16 protein-coding genes are annotated in these 17884 nt (G+C 61.8%); 10 read left to right on the top strand and 6 right to left on the bottom strand.

What is annotated here, in order from left to right; translation table 11 throughout:
* Positions 1–353: 353 nt before the first annotated feature.
* The 4 genes from gyrB to Q9S52_RS08355 form a co-directional block, all read right to left on the bottom strand.
* Positions 354–2312 carry a DNA topoisomerase (ATP-hydrolyzing) subunit B gene (gyrB, locus tag Q9S52_RS08370; protein ID WP_294593796.1) on the bottom strand — a complete coding sequence of 653 codons (1959 nt, stop codon included), beginning with the start codon at positions 2310–2312 and terminating at the stop codon, positions 354–356.
* 74 nt (positions 2313–2386) lie between these two features.
* The gene (locus Q9S52_RS08365) at positions 2387–2911 is read right to left on the bottom strand and encodes a gamma carbonic anhydrase family protein (RefSeq protein ID WP_300729176.1); all 525 of its coding nucleotides are present in this window, start codon (positions 2909–2911) and stop codon (positions 2387–2389) included.
* Between the two features lie 1093 nt (positions 2912–4004).
* Positions 4005–5177 (bottom strand): M20 family metallopeptidase, encoded by a 1173-nt coding sequence (locus Q9S52_RS08360; protein WP_304708792.1) that lies wholly within the window; start codon positions 5175–5177, stop codon positions 4005–4007.
* Between the two features lie 31 nt (positions 5178–5208).
* Complete coding sequence (locus Q9S52_RS08355; protein ID WP_294593559.1) at positions 5209–5949, bottom strand: MIP/aquaporin family protein; 741 nt, start codon at positions 5947–5949, stop codon at positions 5209–5211.
* A gap of 67 nt (positions 5950–6016) precedes the next feature.
* Between Q9S52_RS08355 and Q9S52_RS08350 the strand changes: the two genes are divergently transcribed.
* The gene (locus Q9S52_RS08350) at positions 6017–6241 is read left to right on the top strand and encodes a hypothetical protein (RefSeq protein WP_298081229.1); all 225 of its coding nucleotides are present in this window, start codon (positions 6017–6019) and stop codon (positions 6239–6241) included.
* A gap of 531 nt (positions 6242–6772) precedes the next feature.
* Here the strand turns inward: Q9S52_RS08350 and Q9S52_RS08345 are convergent.
* Entirely contained in the window at positions 6773–8422 is a 1650-nt protein-coding gene (locus Q9S52_RS08345; protein WP_304708791.1) for a DUF748 domain-containing protein, read from the bottom strand.
* 132 nt (positions 8423–8554) lie between these two features.
* Between Q9S52_RS08345 and Q9S52_RS08340 the strand changes: the two genes are divergently transcribed.
* The 4 genes from Q9S52_RS08340 (at position 8555) to glpK (ending at position 13678) form a co-directional block, all read left to right on the top strand.
* Positions 8555–8722 carry a hypothetical protein gene (locus Q9S52_RS08340; protein WP_294594850.1) on the top strand — a complete coding sequence of 56 codons (168 nt, stop codon included), beginning with the start codon at positions 8555–8557 and terminating at the stop codon, positions 8720–8722.
* On the top strand, positions 8707–8922 hold the full coding sequence (locus Q9S52_RS08335) for a hypothetical protein (protein WP_300730578.1): 216 nt from the start codon (positions 8707–8709) through the stop codon (positions 8920–8922). The genes Q9S52_RS08340 and Q9S52_RS08335 overlap by 16 nt, the downstream gene beginning before the upstream one ends.
* A 1046-nt stretch (positions 8923–9968) precedes the next feature.
* A complete protein-coding gene (locus tag Q9S52_RS08330) occupies positions 9969–11534 on the top strand; it encodes a glycerol-3-phosphate dehydrogenase/oxidase (protein WP_304708790.1) in 1566 nt (521 codons plus the stop codon).
* 632 nt (positions 11535–12166) lie between these two features.
* Positions 12167–13678: a glycerol kinase GlpK gene (gene glpK, locus Q9S52_RS08325; RefSeq protein ID WP_304708789.1), complete on the top strand. Its 1512-nt coding sequence runs from the start codon at positions 12167–12169 to the stop codon at positions 13676–13678.
* A gap of 15 nt (positions 13679–13693) precedes the next feature.
* Here glpK and Q9S52_RS08320 read toward each other — a convergent pair whose 3' ends face one another.
* Positions 13694–13840: a hypothetical protein gene (locus Q9S52_RS08320; protein WP_304708788.1), complete on the bottom strand. Its 147-nt coding sequence runs from the start codon at positions 13838–13840 to the stop codon at positions 13694–13696.
* A gap of 1377 nt (positions 13841–15217) precedes the next feature.
* Here Q9S52_RS08320 and Q9S52_RS08315 point away from each other — a divergent pair.
* The 5 genes from Q9S52_RS08315 (at position 15218) to Q9S52_RS08295 (ending at position 17465) form a co-directional block, all read left to right on the top strand.
* Positions 15218–16231: a 4-phosphoerythronate dehydrogenase gene (locus tag Q9S52_RS08315; protein WP_304708787.1), complete on the top strand. Its 1014-nt coding sequence runs from the start codon at positions 15218–15220 to the stop codon at positions 16229–16231.
* 20 nt (positions 16232–16251) lie between these two features.
* Positions 16252–16806, top strand: a complete 555-nt coding sequence (locus Q9S52_RS08310; protein WP_304708786.1) for a cob(I)yrinic acid a,c-diamide adenosyltransferase — start codon at positions 16252–16254, stop codon at positions 16804–16806.
* A gap of 70 nt (positions 16807–16876) precedes the next feature.
* Positions 16877–17035 (top strand): hypothetical protein, encoded by a 159-nt coding sequence (locus Q9S52_RS08305; RefSeq protein WP_294594866.1) that lies wholly within the window; start codon positions 16877–16879, stop codon positions 17033–17035.
* A 61-nt stretch (positions 17036–17096) separates the two neighbouring features.
* Entirely contained in the window at positions 17097–17243 is a 147-nt protein-coding gene (locus Q9S52_RS08300; RefSeq protein WP_294594864.1) for a hypothetical protein, read from the top strand.
* A 72-nt stretch (positions 17244–17315) separates the two neighbouring features.
* Positions 17316–17465 (top strand): hypothetical protein, encoded by a 150-nt coding sequence (locus Q9S52_RS08295; protein WP_304708595.1) that lies wholly within the window; start codon positions 17316–17318, stop codon positions 17463–17465.
* Positions 17466–17884: the final 419 nt, after the last annotated feature.

The following is a 17884-nucleotide window of genomic DNA, read 5'->3' as shown; positions in this document are numbered from 1 at the left end:
GCGTTTTCGCGCGCCTTGCGCGATTCATCTATATTCGGCTACCGCCGAAATAGTTAAATCGCTCCTTTAGGCGGGGCGCGCGGTTGCTTTAAGTAATAAAAGCCGCCCGCCGTGGCGCGAACGCGTCGGTCGGGCAGGCCCCGCGTGCCCGCGGTGGGCAAAGGGCAGCCTCTACCCCATTCTTCGTTCGCGCGCAGACAAGCTTTAGACCCCTAAAACTACACGCAGACCCAACTCCCGTCAGGTCTACACCGCAACTACCCCTACAAAAAATTGGGATCGGTTCGCAGTTGCGAGCCGATCCCAATGGCAATTGATCGATCAAAGCACCAGACCTTCGCCTTCACCCTACATCAGGCGTCGATCTTGGCATACCGGGCGTTCCGCTCGATGAACTCGCGCCGGGGCGGCACGTCGTCTCCCATCAGCATCGAGAAAATACGATCGGCTTCCGTCGCATTCTCGATGGTCACCTGACGCAGCGTCCGGCCAGCCGGATTCATCGTAGTCTCCCACAACTGCTCGGCGTCCATCTCGCCCAACCCCTTATATCGCTGGATATGGACCCCCTTGCTGCCGAACTCTTCGACAGCCGCCAAACGCTGCTCCTCCGTCCAGCAATACTGCTGTTTCGGCCCCTTCTTCACCAGGTAGAGCGGCGGAGTGGCGATATACAAGTGACCGTTCTGAATAATGTCCGGCATCCGGCGGAAGAAGAAAGTCATAATCAAGGTCGCAATGTGGCTCCCGTCCACGTCGGCATCGGTCATGATAATCACCTTGCCGTACCGCAGCTTGCTCAGGTTCAACGCCTTGCTATCTTCCTCCGTCCCGACCGTCACGCCCAGCGCGGTGAAGATATTCTTGATTTCCTCGCTGTCGTACATCTTGTGGTCGGTGGCCTTTTCGACGTTCAGAATCTTACCGCGCAACGGCAGAATGGCCTGAAAAGCACGATCCCGCCCCTGCTTTGCCGTCCCGCCTGCGGAGTCTCCTTCGACGAGGAAGATCTCGGTCTGGGTCATGTCCCGCGACGAGCAGTCGGCCAGTTTCCCCGGCAAACCCGCCCCCGACAGCACCGTCTTGCGCTGCACCATGTCCCGCGCCTTGCGCGCCGCCGTCCGCGCTGTCGCGGCCAGAATCACCTTCTGCACAATCGCTTTGGCATCCTTCGGATTCTCTTCCAGGTAGTTGGTCAGGGCCGCCGAAACGGCATTGTCCACCGCCCCCGAGACTTCCGAGTTCCCGAGTTTGGTCTTGGTCTGCCCCTCGAACTGCGGTTCGGCCACCTTGACCGAGATGATCGCGGTCAGCCCCTCGCGGAAGTCGTCCCCGCTGATCTCGAATTTGAGTTTGGCCAGCATCCCGCTGTCCTCGGCATATTTCTTCAGTGTTCGTGTCAGCCCGCGACGGAAACCCGTCAGGTGCGTCCCCCCTTCGATGGTGTTGATGTTGTTCACGTAGGTGTGCACATTCTCGCTGAAGCCCGTATTGTACTGCAAAGCGACCTCGATCGGCACTCCGTCGCGTTCGCCGGCGATGTGGATGGTGTGTTCGATCAGCGGTTCGCGCGTCCCGTCGAGGAACTTGACGAACTCCTTGAGCCCCTCCTGGGAGTAGTAGTTGTCGTGCCGGTATTCGCCCGTCTCCTCGTCCTTGTCGCGTTTGTCGGTGAGGTTGAGCCGAATCCCTTTATTGAGATACGCCAGCTCGCGCAGCCGCGAGTTCAGGGTATCGTAATTATAGGTCGTGGTTTGGGTAAAAATCTCGCCGTCGGGCTTAAACGTAATGGTCGTTCCGGTACGATCCGTCGTCCCGATCACTTCGATATCGCCCTGCGGCACCCCTTTGCTGAAACACTGCCTGAAGATTTTGCCCTGCCGGTGCACAACGGCTTCGAGATCGGTCGACAAGGCGTTCACGCACGATACCCCCACGCCGTGCAGCCCCCCCGAAACTTTATACGATCCTTTGTCGAACTTCCCCCCGGCGTGCAAAACGGTGAGCACGACTTCCAAGGCGGATTTCTTCTCCTTGGGATGGTAGTCGGTCGGAATCCCGCGCCCGTCGTCGCTCACGGTGATCGAGTTATCCTCGTTGATGGTCACGTCGATGGTGGTGCAATACCCGGCCATCGCTTCGTCGATGGAGTTGTCCACGACTTCGTAAACCAGATGGTGCAACCCCTTCTCGCCGGTATCCCCGATGTACATGGAAGGCCGCTTGCGCACCGCTTCCAACCCCTCCAGCACCTGGATGCTGCTGGCTGAATATTCTCCGTTGTTCTGTGTCTTTACTTCTTCTTCGCTCATACTGCGCGTGTTTTTCTCGGTAACTTGCAAATATAGGGTTTTTCCGGCATATCTGCAAGCAGAGTAACCCGAGGCTATTCTCCGCCAGCGGTGTACCACGAGGCGTAGGTAAGGTAGTGCTCGGCGTTGAGGTGGATCATGCGGTGCTGCTCTTCGGGGGTCAGGGTCTTGACTTTGCGGGCGGGGACGCCGGCGTAGACGCTGCCGGGCTCGCACTCCTGTCCGCTCAGCACGAGTGCTCCGGCGGCAATAATGGTTCCGCTGTACACGACGGCGTTATCGAGCAGGGTGGCGCCCATCCCGATCAGGCAGTCATGTTCGACTCGGGCGCCGTGGACGACGGCGTTGTGTCCGACGGAGACGTCGTCGCCGATCTCGACGACGGAACGCCGATGCAGGGTGTGGAGCACGGCGCCGTCCTGGATATTGACGCGGTTGCCGAGCCGGATGGGATTGACGTCGCCGCGCAGGACTGCTCCGTACCAGACGGAGCAGTGGTCGCCGAGGGTGACGTCGCCGATCAGGACGGCGGTTTCGGCCAGAAAGCAGTTCTCTCCCAATCGGGGCGAGGTGCCGTTCAGAGGGCGGATAAGGGCCATGGGTCTTTTTTGTTTAAGAGTTATCAAAACTGTTGCAGGTGCGTCTGGGGTAATCCCGAGCAGACAGGGCCTGCGCGAACAGAGAACGGGACGAGAAGTCGGGCCGAGGTGGCCCATTCCGAGTGCCGGAAGGCACCGCCCGCGCAGGGCAGTTCTATCCGGGACAAAGCTCGACCGTGCGCCCCGCCTTAGGAGGGAAATCGTCAAAACTTGCTTGAGTGTTTTGACAGGATTTCCCAAGGCGCGCGAAAACGTGGCGGAGCGACAGCGGAACCGCAGTGAGGCTGACACGGAGCAGTGTTGGGACTGTGCTTTGGCGGTTCGTAGAACCGCCGGGCTTGCGCGCTGGGCCTTCGGCCCACCCCCGGAGCGCGCAGCCCGAAACCGACAAATTCGGGTAAAAGCTGCCCATAAGACGCCCTGTAGGCGCGGTTCCCGCCCCGGGCTACTGCCACCACGCAGGAGGTTGGTTCGGCGGAGTCGGCGACTACGGCTATAGTTGGGCGTCAGCGGCCCGTAACATGGAGTCCTATAGCCACGGTTTGTACCTGCACTTCACCTCGAACATTCTTGTTCCGGACAACCTGAGCGCCTGTGCCCACGGTCGTCAGTTGCGTTGCCTCTCGGAATAAACGCCGCGGGCCCGCGGTGGGCAAAGGGCTGGAGTTACCCTAATTGCGTTTTCAGTGCATCCCTGCGGTTCGAAGAACCGCGCGGGCCGGACGCCTCCCCCTCGGGAGGCCCGCAAACTCACTACGTTCGTTGCGTTCCGCCCGGGCGTCTGACCCGCCCCCAAAGCATAGTCAATTCTCTGCCCCAATTCTGCGAGGTTCGTCCTCGGCGCGCCTCCCACGCGCCGCTAAAGCGTCGCCCTCGCCAAGGACGGCGATTCCTCTCGGAATAAACGCGCCCATAGGGCGTTTTATTGGCAGCCTCTACCCTAAACTGGCCGGGTCTACCCTAAATATCCGGCAGCCTCTACCTGAGAGCGACCCTAAATAACCGCCAGCCTCTACCCGAAACAACCGGATGGAACTACCCTAAGCAGAAAGCAGAAACGCCCGCAACCTCCAAAAACGCTACGCCAAGCCCCCTACCCTTCCGCCTGCAGCACCGACAGAGCCGTCGCCGCCAGCATCGCCACACCGTACGGAATCGCCCGCTCGTCCGCCACGAATGCCGCATGGTGCAGCGGAGCCGAACTCTCGACCCCCCACCGGAAAAACACAGACGGATAACGCACCGAATAAAAACCGAAATCTTCGGCCGTCATCCGCCGCGGAATCTCGGTCACCGCCTCAGAGCCAAACGTTTCGGCAATCGTCTCCCGGGCCAGCGCCGCCAGACAGGCATCGTTCTCCACACACGGATAACCCACCATCAACTCGACCTCCGCCGTACAGCCGTAAGCCTCGACCGTGCGGAGCGCCACCTCGCGGATCCGGTCGTGCGCCCGCGTGCGCCACGCCTCATCCATCGTCCGGAACGTCCCCTCGACCTCGACCCGGTCGGGAATCACGTTCGTCGCCCCGTCCGCGATCACCCGCCCGAACGACAACACCGACGGCGTAAAAGCATAGCTGTTCCGGCTGACGATCTGCTGCATCGCCACGATCATGGCCGACGCCGCCAACACCGGGTCGCTGAGCTCGTGAGGCAACGCTCCGTGTCCGCCGTGTCCCTCCACCACGATGCGAATCTCGTCGGTCGAGGCCATAAACCTCCCCGCCCGCACGCCGATCTGTCCGACTTTCAGCTCGGGTGAAACATGACCGCCGATAAAAGCCCGCGGTTCGAGCCCGTCGAAGACCCCCTCTTTCAGCACCACCGAAGCCCCTCCCGGCCAAAGCTCTTCGCCCGGCTGGAACAGCCCCAGCACCGTCCCGTCGAACGCCTCGCGACGCTCCTGTAACAGCACCAGCGCCCCCAGCAGAGCCGCCGTGTGGAGGTCGTGTCCGCAGGCGTGCATCACCCCGTCGGGACAGGCAAACGGCAGTCCGGTCGTCTCGGTGATCGGCAGGGCGTCCATATCGGCCCGCAGCACGACCGGGCGGTCGGGATCGGCCGTCCGACCGTCGATCCGGGCCAGAACGCCGGTTCCGGCCACCTCGCGATACGGAATGCCGTACGTGTCGAGCACGAGGCGAATGAGCGCCGAGGTGCGGTGTTCTTCGAACGAGAGTTCGGCGTGGCGATGAATCTCGCGCCGCCAGTCTGCGACCTTCGGGGCGAGCTGACGGGCGGCTTTAAAAATATCCGGTTCCATAAGTACCGCTAAGGTACGCATTTTTCCGGGTTCAGATCAGCAAAAAGAGCAGGGCGGCGAGCGTCGATCCGCACAGAGGGGCCACGACGGGAATCCAGGCGTAACCCCACTGGCTGCTCCCCTTTGCGGGCCCCATGGGCAACAGGGCGTGCATCAGGCGGGGGGCGAAGTCGCGGACGGGGTTGATGGCGTATCCGGTGGTACCACCGAGCGAAAGGCCGATGACCCAGACGATAAAGGCGACGGGCAGGGCACCGACGGAACCGAGTCCCACGGGGAGGGTGGTTCCGTCGGTCGGGACGAAGAGGCTGCCGTCGGTGATGTAAAAGATGGCAAAAATCAGGACAAAGGTGGCGATCAGCTCGCTGGCGAAGTTCAGTGCGCGACGCGGGAGGGCGGGCGCGGTGCAGAAGACGGCGAGCAGGGTGGCCGGGTCTTCGCAGATGCGCAGGTGGGCGTTATAGAAGACCCACACGAGGGTCGCTCCGAGGGCGGCGCCGAGCAGCTGGGCGGCCACATAGGCGGGCAGGGCGCTCCAGGCGAACTGTCCGGCGAGGGCGAAGCCGAGGCTGACGGCGGGGTTGAGGTGTGCGCCGCTGAAGGGGCCGGCGACGACGACGCCGACGAAGACGGCGAGGGCCCAGCCGGTGGTAATGACGATCCATCCGCCGCGGTTCCCTTTGGTGCGGGGCAGGAGGACGTTGGCGACGACGCCGTTGCCCAATAAAATCATCAGTGCGGTGCCGACGAGTTCGGCCATAAAGGGTGACATAGGCTCCGGTATTTATGGGTTGAAAGGTCTGCTCTATTGAGGGGGAGAAACAGTTTTATCAGGGTCGGTGTTTATTAGAGCCGAGGCGGCCGGTAAAGCGCCCTGTGGGCGCGCCCCGGGCAACCGCTATACGACGGGCGCACTGAACGATGTCGGGTTCGGCAGTTGTAGCTGGTCTTCTTCTACAAAGGGCAACCGTGGGTGGGGTTTAAGTTTCAACGTGGCTTGGTTCTACACGAGTTATGCGGATCCACGCGCGCTCGGTTTCCAGTTGCGTTGCCTCTCGGAATAAACGGACCGCGTGCTCGCGGTGGGCAAAGGGCTGGAGTTACCCTACTTTCTTGGACGGGCTGAAGCCTGCGGGCCCAAAAGCAACGTCAGTTGCGGGCCTCCGCTGCGGGAGGCTGCGGCCCGCGCGGCTCTACGAGCCGCAGGAGCACTACCCATTCGTCTCTTGTAGGCAGTTCGCCGCCAGCGGAGAGCAGCAACGAGCGCCAACGAGTGCAGCCCTCCGCCTGCCGGGGCGGCGGACTGCGCGGCTCAAAGAGCCGCAGAAGCTTGGCCCAAAGCACTGCCCCGTGTCAGCCTCACTGCGGCTCCGCTGTCGCTCCGCCGCGTTTTCGCGCGCCTTGGGAAATCCAGTCAAAACACGCAAGCGAGTTTTGACGATTTCCCTCTTTAGGCGGGGCGCGCGATCTAGGCACTGCCCCGGCTGGAACTGTTCCTTTTGTGAACAAAAGGAACCGAAAAAACTTTAAACGGATGCTTACGCATCCTCAAGCTACCGACGGCCCAAATCTCTGTCCGCCCGCGGCCCTAAACCCTACTTCTTCGAGCCGGAACCGGACGGAGACTCGGGAAGGCCGACAGACTCTTTGATACCGCCCAACAGCCCTCGCCACAGATAGTTGAACTGCGAACGCAACGGGTCGCGTTCGACCGACCGACGCGGTGTCCGAAACCCTTTTCGATCCGGATTCGCGGAACGGATGACCAGCAAATTGACAAACCCGGAAACCCATTTCCGCTCATGCCGACGACCCTCGCCGTCACGACGCAACAGCCGAACCGACAAATCCGCATAACGCATCTTCACCGTCGCCTGTGCCGTGCGACTGTCGCCCGCAATCGAAAAGGAGAGACCGTCCAGACGCCCCGTCCGCACGCCCGCATCGGCCAACGGCTGCAAAATCCGGTTGAACAGGTCGAGATTCATCGGCCCCAACGTCCCTTCGGCCTCGAACCGATCGTTTTCCGGATGGGCCGGAATACGAATCACAACACGCAACTGACCCGTATTCATCACCTTGCCCGATGCCGTCAGAATGTACATCGAGTCGGGGTCGGAGGGCCGATTGGTCAGCCCCCGCAACGCTCCGTTCAGATCGTCGAACGAGATGCGGCCCGGAGTCGTTCCGGTCGCCGCCAACTCCTCGTAAACCACCCGCGCATTCACGATCTCGACCATGCCGACCTCCAGCCCGAACGGCAGCCGGTGGATCATCTCGTGCCACAAGGGTTTGAACCGTTCCTGACGGACGATGCGCCGGTTTTTGAAGTTGGCCACCTCGGCATCGCGCACGGCGATCCGCTCGACCGCCACACTCCCCTCGCGCCACCAGCGACCGAAATCCGCCCCTTCGGCCTCGACGCCCGAAGCCAGCACCAGCGTCCAATCGGTATGATGCTCGGTCTTCCAGGCATAGTCCGCCTTGCCGTACTGAGGCACCAGACGGATGTTCTTCAACGAAAGCCGACCGGCACGCACGTTCAGGTCGATCGGCCCGGCCTCCAGCAGTTGGGCAGTCACTAAGAAATGAACGGAGGCTTTCTGAGCCGCGATCCGCAGGTCGTCGCAAAAGAAAGGACGCGATTCGACCGGCAGCTCGGGCGCGATGCGCAACCCGCCGGCTTCGATCGTCACGCCTTTGGCCGCATAACGATTGTGGCCGGGTTCGACGACCTGGACTTCGCCGTGGTGCAACACGACCCGCTCGACGGAGAGATTTCCCAAACGGTCGCAAATCGCCTCCCGAATGCGTGACGCGAGGTCGGTTCCCGTCGAATCGGCCGGACGGGAGCCGTTCACGGTACAGAGGATACAGGGAGCGTGTATCTCGACGGCCCGTAAGGAGAGGTATTTGGGTCGACCGGGAGTCACTTTTCCGAACCGGAAACGCACGTTTCGGAGGACGATTCGGGATATTTCGGCTTCGAGGGCTTCGACGCCGGGCAGAAGGGATTCCAGCCGCGAGGTGTCGCTCCGCAGGGTCACGTCGTACACGGTGACGGTACGGCGCCACAGGCTGACGCCGACACGACCGACGGCGAGCTCTACGGCTCCGCCGGTGCGCTCGGCGAGGGCTTTCTCGGCCGCACGACGCAAGCGGACGCCGATCCAGCGCTCGATGCCGAGCACTACGAAGATCAACAGGGTGGCGCTTCCCAACAGGATATACAGGGCGGTTCTCATAACCTGGTTTTTGGGTCTCTTCCTATCCAAAATCGTACCACGGGCGCGCGGAGCGTTTTTTTATCTGCGCGGCGGTCACCCGGCGTAAAGCGTTCCAACGGCTCCGCCCCGGGCTTCCGCGATGCGGGTTTATTGAACGGATTCGGCGCGCTGCGCAGCAGCGGGAGCAGCGGCTACAACTGGTCTTCGGGAACGAGCGAAACGAATAGTCTATATCTGATTTTCGGCTTACAGAATCTTGGCACCAGCAGTGCGGATTTTCGTGCCTACGGTCTTCAGTTGCGTTGCCTCTCGGAATAAACGGGAGGGAGAACCCCGCCCCGGGCTTCCGCAACGCAGGATCGGGCGCGCCGAACAGTGTCGGCAACCACGGATTCAACTACTCCTCCGGCACAAAAAGCAACAGCGGTTTGGATTTGAATTTCAGTGCAACTGGTCTCTATCCTGATGCCACAGGAAACCGTGGCTTCGGTCTTCAGTTGCGTTGCCTCTCGGAATAAACGGGCCGCTGTGTCTTTTAATGACAACTTCGTTTGGGAACTGCCTCCTGCGGTTCGAAGAACCGCGCGGGCCGGACGCCTCCCCCTCGGGAGGCCCGCAAACTCACTACGTTCGTTGCGTTCCGCCCGGGCGTCCGACCCGCCCCAAAGCACAGCCAATGCTCTGCCCCCATTCTGCGAGGTTCGTCCTCGGCGCGCCCCCCCGCGCCGCTAATGCGTCGCTCTCGCCGAGGACGGCGATTCCTCACGAAGTCGCGCTATTCGCTCTTGGTTAAAGCTGGTCGCCGCCAGCGGAGGCGCAACGAGCTCCGTCGAGTTGCAGCCCGCCGCGTGGGGTGGGGGCGAACTGCGTGACCCAAAGGGTCGCAAAAGCTCGCCCAAGCACTACCCGTTTATCACCACATTTTGTCGGGTTCGGCCTGTCGCCCCTTTGGATCGCAAGAGCAATACACCATTCACCGCCCCATTCCACAAGATTCGTCCTCAGTTCAAGCGGACGAAGCCTGCGGGGCCCATAGCAACGTCAGTTGCGGGCCTCCGCGGTCGGAGGCTTCGGCCCGCGCGGCTCTGCGAGTCGCAGAAGCTCGGCCAACAGTTCAGCCCAACTCAAGGCCCAAAGTACTGCGCCGTGTCCGCCTCACTGCGGCTCCGCTATCGCTCCGCCGCTGCCGTCGCCCGCTGGGATTTCATCTCGATTTTGCTCACCGCAAAATGAGCGAAATCCCTCTTTAGGCGGGCGGGCGACGGATTTTTTGCGTTGTTCTTTTTTCGCGCGCCTGCGCGATTCATTCTATTTCGGCTAACCGCCGAAATGATTGAATCGCTTCTTTAGGCGGCGGCGCGCGTCTGTCCTACAGGAGGGGACTGCGCTCGGGCCGCGCGGGCCCCACGTCCCGTGGACGGGCGAAACTACGTTTCGCTGTGGCCGCCTCTACCCCAAGGCCACCTCGGCCCGATCCTCTGGTCGCGCGCCGCCTCGTCAAGACGCGCGAGCATTCTGGCGCAGAATTTGCTGCTTGTCCCTCCGAAATCAACACGTTCGCACCATGAACCGACAAAATAGCATCCGGGCGCTCGCAGACCGGGAACGCATCTGGGACACCATCGTGATCGGCGGAGGAGCAACCGGGCTCGGAATCGCCGTCGACGCCGCCACACGCGGATTCAGCACCCTCCTCTTCGAACAGGAGGACTTCGCCAAAGGAACCTCCAGCCGAAGCACCAAATTAGTGCACGGCGGAGTGCGTTATCTGGCTCAGGGAGACGTCGGACTCGTCCTCGAAGCCCTCAAAGAGCGCGGACTCCTGCAACGAAACGCCCCCCATCTGGTCAAAAACGAAGCCTTCGTCATCCCGTGTTACCGGTGGTGGGAAAAACCGTTCTACACCATCGGACTCACCCTCTACGACCTGATGGCCGGGCGGCTGGGACTCGGCAAATCGCTGCCCAAGAAGCGGAAAACCACCCTCGAACTCATCCCCGGCCTCCGGGCCGAAGGGCTCCGGGGCGGCGTGCTCTACCACGACGGGCAGTTCGACGACGCGCGGATGGCCGTCAATCTGGCCCAGACCGCCATGGACGCCGGCGGTTTCGTCATGAACTACGCCCGGGTGACGGGGCTGCTCAAAAAGGCCGATGGCACGGTCGACGGGGTGCGGGTCGAAGACCGACTGACGGGCGAAACGCACGAGGTGCGGAGCCGGACGGTGATCAATGCGACAGGGGTCTTCGTCGATTCGATCCTGCTGATGGACAACCCGGAAGACCGACCGATCGTTCGGCCCAGCCAGGGGATTCACCTCGTGCTGGATCGCTCGTTCCTCGGCGGGACGAACGCCGTGATGATCCCCCGGACGGACGACGGACGGGTGCTGTTCGCCGTGCCGTGGCACGACCGGGTGATCGTGGGGACGACGGACACGCTCCGCGAACACCCCGAGCTGGAACCCAGAGCGTTGGACGAGGAGATTCGGTTCATCCTCGACACGGCGGGCCGCTACCTGACGCGCAAACCCACACGGGAGGACGTGCTGTCGGTCTTTGCAGGGCTCCGACCGCTGGCGGCGCCGAAAGAGGAGGGCAAAAGCACGAAAGAGATATCGCGCAGCCACAAGATCATCGTCTCGCCGTCGAACCTCATCACCATCACGGGGGGCAAGTGGACGACGTATCGCAAGATGGCGCAGGACACGGTCGACCGGGCGATCGCGCTGAATCTGCTGCCGCCGCGGGAGTGCATGACGGCTCACTACCCGATCCACGGCTACCACGGGCCGACGGATTTCGAAGCGCCGTTCTACTTCTACGGCTCGGACGAACCGAAGGTGCGGGCGTTGGCGAACGAGCGACCGGAGCTGGCCGAACGGCTCCACCCGGACTATCCTTACACGGGGGCGGAGGTGGTCTGGGCGGTGCGCGAGGAGATGGCGGTGACGGTGGAGGATGTGCTGGCGCGCAGGCTCCGGATGTTGCTGCTGGATGCCCGGGCGGCGATGGCAATGGCTCCGAGGGTGGCGGCCCTGATGGCTACAGAGCTGAGCCGCGACGAGCACTGGCAGCAGGAACAGGTCGCGGCGTTCACGGCACTGGCGGAGGGCTATCTGCTGAAATAACCGAATTTTCGTTTTTGGTGTACCCGTGCTTTGAGCCGGACGGAACTGCCGCTTGTTGGCTTCGCGTTGCCTTCGGCTTCCTCGTGCTACCTCGGCATAGCCCGTAAACGGTCTCTGCTCTCGGTACGCTACTCGGTTCCTCCTCGCCGCTCGGTAATTTGCAAACTGCGTTTGCATTACGCTCGCTGGCAGCGTCGGTTGAAAAAAGCGGCACCAAAACCGACGCAGCAGCCGAGTTGCCATCAAGTTTACTTGAATGGCCGAGGCGCAAGGAGGAAACCTTAAGGTAAACTTTTAGTTAGCTACGCTACTCCTTAGGCTCCGCAGTCCTTAATCTCTGCGATTGCTTTTGGGTCGGGGTTGTAGCGCGCCAAAGGTTGTGATTGCATTAAGCGCGCTACAACTCCCGGCCCAAAGAAAGTCCGAGAGTTGGGCCGCCGGCAGCTTTAGGATGCGTCAGCATCCGTCTAAAGTTTTTTTGGTTCTTTTTGTTCACAACCGACGCTGCCAGCAAGAGCAATGCAAACATAGTTTGCAAATTGCCGAGCGGCGAGGAGGAAAACGAGCGCAGCGAAGTTAAAAAGAACAGTACCCTCCAACCCGAAGAACGAAGACACATACACAAATTCATCATGGCAACCGAACTGACACAGAAATACATTCTGGCTTTGGATCAGGGGACGACCTCCTCGCGCGCGATTATCGTCGACCACGGAGGCAACATCGTGGCCTCCGCCCAGAAGCCCTTCGAACAGATCTTCCCGCGGCCCGGATGGGTCGAGCACGACCCCGGCGAAATCTGGTACACCCAGTCCTCCGTCGCCGCCGAAGCCGTTGCCAAAGCCGACCTCACGGGGCTCGACATCGCCTGCATCGGGATCACCAACCAACGCGAAACCACCATCGTATGGGATCGCGAGACCTCGCTGCCCATCTACAACGCCATCGTGTGGCAGGATCGGCGCACGGCCGACTACTGCGAGCTCCTCAAACGCGAGGGACGGGCCGAAACGATTCGGGCCAAAACCGGCCTGATGCTCGACGCCTACTTCTCGGCCACGAAAATCAAGTGGATCCTCGACCACGTCGAAGGCGCACGCGAGCGGGCCGAAAAGGGAAAACTCTGTTTCGGAACCGTGGACAGCTGGATCGTCTGGAAGTTCACCCGCGGCCGGGTGCACGTCACCGACGTGAGCAACGCCTCGCGGACGATGCTCTTCAACATCCACTCCTTAGCGTGGGATCGGGAGCTGCTGGAGCTGTTCGACATTCCGGAATCGATGCTCCCGACGGTGCGCGACAGCAGCGAAATCTATTGCGACACGGCCACGACGCTCTTTTCGACCAAGATTCCGATCTCGGGCATCGCGGGCGACCAGCAGGCGGCTCTGTTCGGACAGCTCTGCACCGAGCCGGGGATGGTCAAGACCACTTACGGGACGGGGTGTTTCATGATGGCGAACACGGGCGACCAGGCAGTGGCGTCGAAGAACCGCCTTCTGACGACCATCGCGTGGCGGATCGGCGGCCGGGTGACCTATGCGCTGGAGGGGAGCGCCTTTGTGGGCGGGGCGGTGATCCAGTGGCTGCGGGACGCGGTGCATGTGGTGAAGTCGTCGGCCGAGACGGAGGAGCTGGCGGAGTCGGTGCCGGACAATGGCGGGGTCTACTTCGTCCCGGCTCTGACGGGGCTGGGGGCGCCCTACTGGGATCAGTATGCGCGGGGCACGATCGTGGGGATCACGCGGGGCACGACGTCGGCCTACTTGGCGCGGGCGGCGCTCGAAGGGATCGCCTACGAGGTGTACGACATTCTGGGGGCGATGGAGAGCGACGTGGGTTCGCTGGCTCGCGAGATGCGGGTGGACGGGGGCGCGGTGGCGAACAATTTCCTGATGCAGTTTCAGGCGGATGTCTCGCGGGAGAACATCCTGCGGCCTCTGACGCTGGAGTCTACGGCGATGGGAGCGGCGTTTCTGGCGGGGTTGGCGGTGGGTTACTGGAAGGGGCTGGATGAGTTACAACAGCTCTGGAAGCTGGATCGGGCTTTCGCACCGCTCATTCCGGAACCGGAGGCGGAACGGCTGCTGGAGGACTGGCACCGGGCGGTCGAGCGAGCCAGGGGCTGGGCAAAGGAGAAGTAGGCTTCTCTGCTCTGTTTATTCCGAGAGGCAACGCAACTGAAAACCGTGGGCGCGGCTGTCCGAGCTGCTGGTGTTGAGGTACTGCGAATTGAAATTCAAGTCCAGGCCGTTGATGCCGCTCGTGGCGGAAGACCAGCTGCACCCGTAGTTGCCGACGTTCACCGGTGCGCCCGAGTGTGCGACGCGGTTGCCCGGGGCGGAGCCCGCTTGTCCCGTTTATTCCGAGAGGCACCGCAACTGAAAACTGTGGCTACGGCGGCTCGCGTGGCTGGGATTGAGGTACGTCACGCCGAAATGCAAGCACACCCCATTGCTGCCGCCCACCGACGACGAATAGCTGAACCCGCTGCTGCCGACGCTGCTCAGCCCGCCATTGGCTCTCTCGCGGAAGCCCGGGGCGGGGTTAGGTTGTTTTTATGTTTTTACCCGTATTCCCGGTTGTTCGGCCTGTCACCCCCCCGAGGGGCTTCGCCGCTGGGCGACGAGGCCGGCAGTCCCGTGAACCGCAAAAGCATAGTCTATTCGTCCTCGGCGCGCCCCTCTCGCGCCGCTGATGCGTCGCCCTCCCCGAGGACGGCGATTCCTCTCGGAATCGCGCTATTCGCTCTCGTCCGAGAGTAAAGCCCTAACCCCGGGCACCAACCTCGCCCAATTCTGTCGGGTTCGGGCTGCGCGCTCCGGGGGTGGGCCAAAGGCCCAACGCGCAGGCCCGGCGGTGCTATGAACCGCAAAAGCGACACCTTTTTCTGACGGCTTCGGCCTGTCGCCCACTCCCCCGAGCGGCAAAGCCGCTGGGCGAACAGGCCGGCGATTCTACGAATCGCGCTACTCGCTCTCGGACCAAATTCCAGCCCAAAGCTCGTCCCCATGCTCGGCCCAGCGCAGCACGAAAACCGTTTCCGGTTTTCGTGCCCGAAGAACAATCGCAGCCCAAAGCCCAGCCCAATTCTCCGTCCCGTGTCCGCCTCACTGCGGCTCCGCTTACGCTCCGCCGCTTTTTGCCGTCGCCCGCGGCAATTCTTGCCGGATTGGCCAAGTGCCAACCGGCAGAATATGCCCTCTTAAGCGGGTGGGTGACGGATTTTTGCGCGGAACCGAGTTTTTCGCGCGCCTGCGCGATTCAGTTATTTCGGCTCACCGCCGAAATAGTTGAATCGCTTCTTTAGGCGGGGCGCGCGTCTGTTCGACAGGAGGGGACTGCGCTCGGGCCGCGCGGGCCCCACGTCCCGTGGACGGGAAATGCTTACGCATTTCCACTGGCAGCCTCTACCCCCGTTCTCTGTCCGCGCGCTGGCGGAAATCTTATTCAAACGCATCGCGCGCGGATGAGTTTTGTCCCGCCTGAAACTGCCCTACGCGGGCGGCGGACGGCTAATAAGGCAAAGACAACCCTAACAAAACGCCCGATGGGCGCACCGGAGGGACGGGAAATGCTTACGCATTTCAACTGCCAGCCTCTAACCCCATTCTTTGCCCGCACCGCGCACGCTGGACACAAAATATTTATGATATTTGTATCTGCAACCCTACGGAAAACCCATGAAAATCGTAATCGATGACAAAATTCCCTTTATCCAAGGCGTGTTCGAACCTTATGCCGAAACGGTCTACCTACCCGGCGGAGCGATCGACGCCGATACGGTGCGAGAAGCCGACGCACTGATCATCCGGACACGCACGGCCTGCGACGCGGCACTGCTGGCCGGGAGCCGGGTGCGGATAATCGCCACGGCGACCATCGGTTACGACCATATCGACACGGACTATTGCCGCAGGGCGGGAATCAAGGTGGCGACGGCGACCGGATGCAATGCACGAGGGGTGCTTCAGTGGGTTTGTGCCGCGTTGGAGGCCCTCGACGTGCGACCGGAGGGGACGACCCTCGGGATCGTGGGCGTAGGGCATGTGGGCGAGGCGGTGCGGCAGACGGCGGAGGAGGCGGGATTCGACGTGATATGTTGCGATCCGCCGAGGGTGCGGCGAGGCGAGGCGGGAACCGAACGGTTCGTTGCGCTGGAGGAGCTACTCGAACGTGCGGATGCCGTGACGGTGCATGTGCCGCTGGACGAGACGACGCGGGAGATGGCTTCGGAGGCCTTTTTCGCCGGAGCGAAACGGGGGATGGTCTTTCTGAACAGTTCGCGGGGGGAGGTCGTGCGTGAAACGGCTCTGAAAGAGGCTTTGCGGAGCGGCCGGGTCTCGCGGGCCGCATTAGACGTCTGGCCTCACGAACCGCTGATCGACAGAGAGTTATTAGCTCTATCCTCGATCGCGACGCCGCACGTGGCGGGGTATTCGCTACAGGGAAAAGCGATGGGAACGGCACTGGCGGTGCGGGCGGTGGCGGCATTCCTGGGGCTTCCGATAGCGGACGACTGGTATCCGGCGGAGGCGCCGAAACGACATCCGCGCACCGGGCTGACGTGGGAGGAGATCACGACGGGAATGGCGCAACACTACGATATCCGGGCCGACGACACGGCTTTACGCGCGGCTCCGGAGCGGTTCGAGGAGCTGCGGGGAAATTATCGGTTCCGGCCGGAATTTTTCTAATCCACACAAACTATTTCAGCATGAAAATCTACACACGAAAAGGGGACGACGGAACGACTTCGCTGGTGGGAGGAGCCCGGGCACCGAAAGACGACGCGCGGATAGAGGCTTACGGAACGGTGGACGAGTTGATGGCTCACACAGGATATTTACATGATTTACTGAACATTAAACATGCTACGCCTCGGGCACAACTGGAATGGGTGCTCGACCGGCTGATGAGTTGCGCTTCGTTGCTGGCGGCGGAGGGAGAGGTGGGGAAACGCCTGCCGCAGGTCTATGCCGAGGATATCGCCCGGCTGGAGCGGGAGATCGACGGCCTGTTGGCGGAGCTTCCCGAGTTACAACATTTTACGCTCCCCTGCGGGGCGCCGGTGGTGTCGTATGCGCACGTCTGTCGGACGGTGTGTCGGCGGGCGGAACGAAGGGTGGTCGGCGCGGCAAAACGTTATCCGGAGGTTCCGGAGGTGGTTCGGGAGTTTCTGAATCGGTTGTCGGACTACTTTTATGCTTTGGGGCGATACCTGGGACAGGCGGAAGGGGCAATGGAGGTGCGGTGGGAGCCGCGGGTCTGAGTTCTTTTTCGGAGAGGGCAGAGGGTGACGGGCCGCCCCGGGCTTCCGCGATGCGGGCAACAATGGGCGATTGGGAGATTTGATGGGGGTCGGTCGCTATGGCTGTAACTGGTCGGCGACGGTCAGCGGCATCCACGGCCGGTTTTTATGGTTCAGTTCGCAAGACCTGAACATCGGCAGTGCGGATAACCGTGCTCACGGTATTCAGTTGCGCTGCCTCTCGGAATAAAACAGAGAAAACTGCCCCGGGCTACCGCGAAGCAGGCCTTAATGGGCTACGGGGCGATCTGATGCGTGTCGGCTACAACGGACACAGTTGGTCTTCCGCCACGAGCGGTATCTTTGGTCTGGACATGAATTTCGGAACAACTTGGTTTCTCTTCCACACTCCAGATCACCGTGCCTGTGGTTTTCAGTTACGTTGCCTCTCGGAATAAACGGGGGTAGAGGCGGACAGTAAAACGCCCTGTGGGCGAGCCCCGGGCTACCGCCGCAATGATACAGGCGACATGCTCGGTGTTGCCAACGGTGGTTACAGTTGGTCATCCACAACCATCGGAACAGACTCATTTCACCTGAATTTCCGTATAAATTGGCTCTACGACCAACGCATCGATCATCGCGCCTTCGGTTTTCAGTTGCGTTGCCTCTCGGAATAAACGCGCCCACAGGGCGTTTTGCTGGCAGCCTCTACCCCAAGTAACTGACCGCCTCTACCCTATTTTGAGTTGAATCCTGCGGTTCGAAGAACCGCGCGGGCCGGACGCCTCCCCCTCGGGAGGCCCGCAATGTTCGCATGCTCACTGCGAGCTCCCGGGCGTCCGACCCGCCCCCAAAGCACAGCCAATGCACTGCCCCAATTCTGTCGGGTTCGGCCTCGGCGCGCCCCCCTCGCGCCGCTAATGCGTCGCTCTCGCCGAGTAGTGCGATTCCAATCAGAATCGCACTACTCGCTTTCGGCCTATAACAGTTCGCTGCCAGCGGAGAGTGCAACGAGCCCCGACGAGTTGCAGCCCGCCGCTCGGGGTGGCGGCGAACTGCGCGACCCAAAGGGTCGCAAGAGCAATGCCCAAAGCCC

It is taken from the genome of uncultured Rikenella sp. (assembly GCF_948810725.1).
Lineage (GTDB): Bacteria > Bacteroidota > Bacteroidia > Bacteroidales > Rikenellaceae > Rikenella.
Note: the sequence above shows the minus strand (reverse complement) of the source record. Positions and strands in the feature narration are given on the sequence as shown.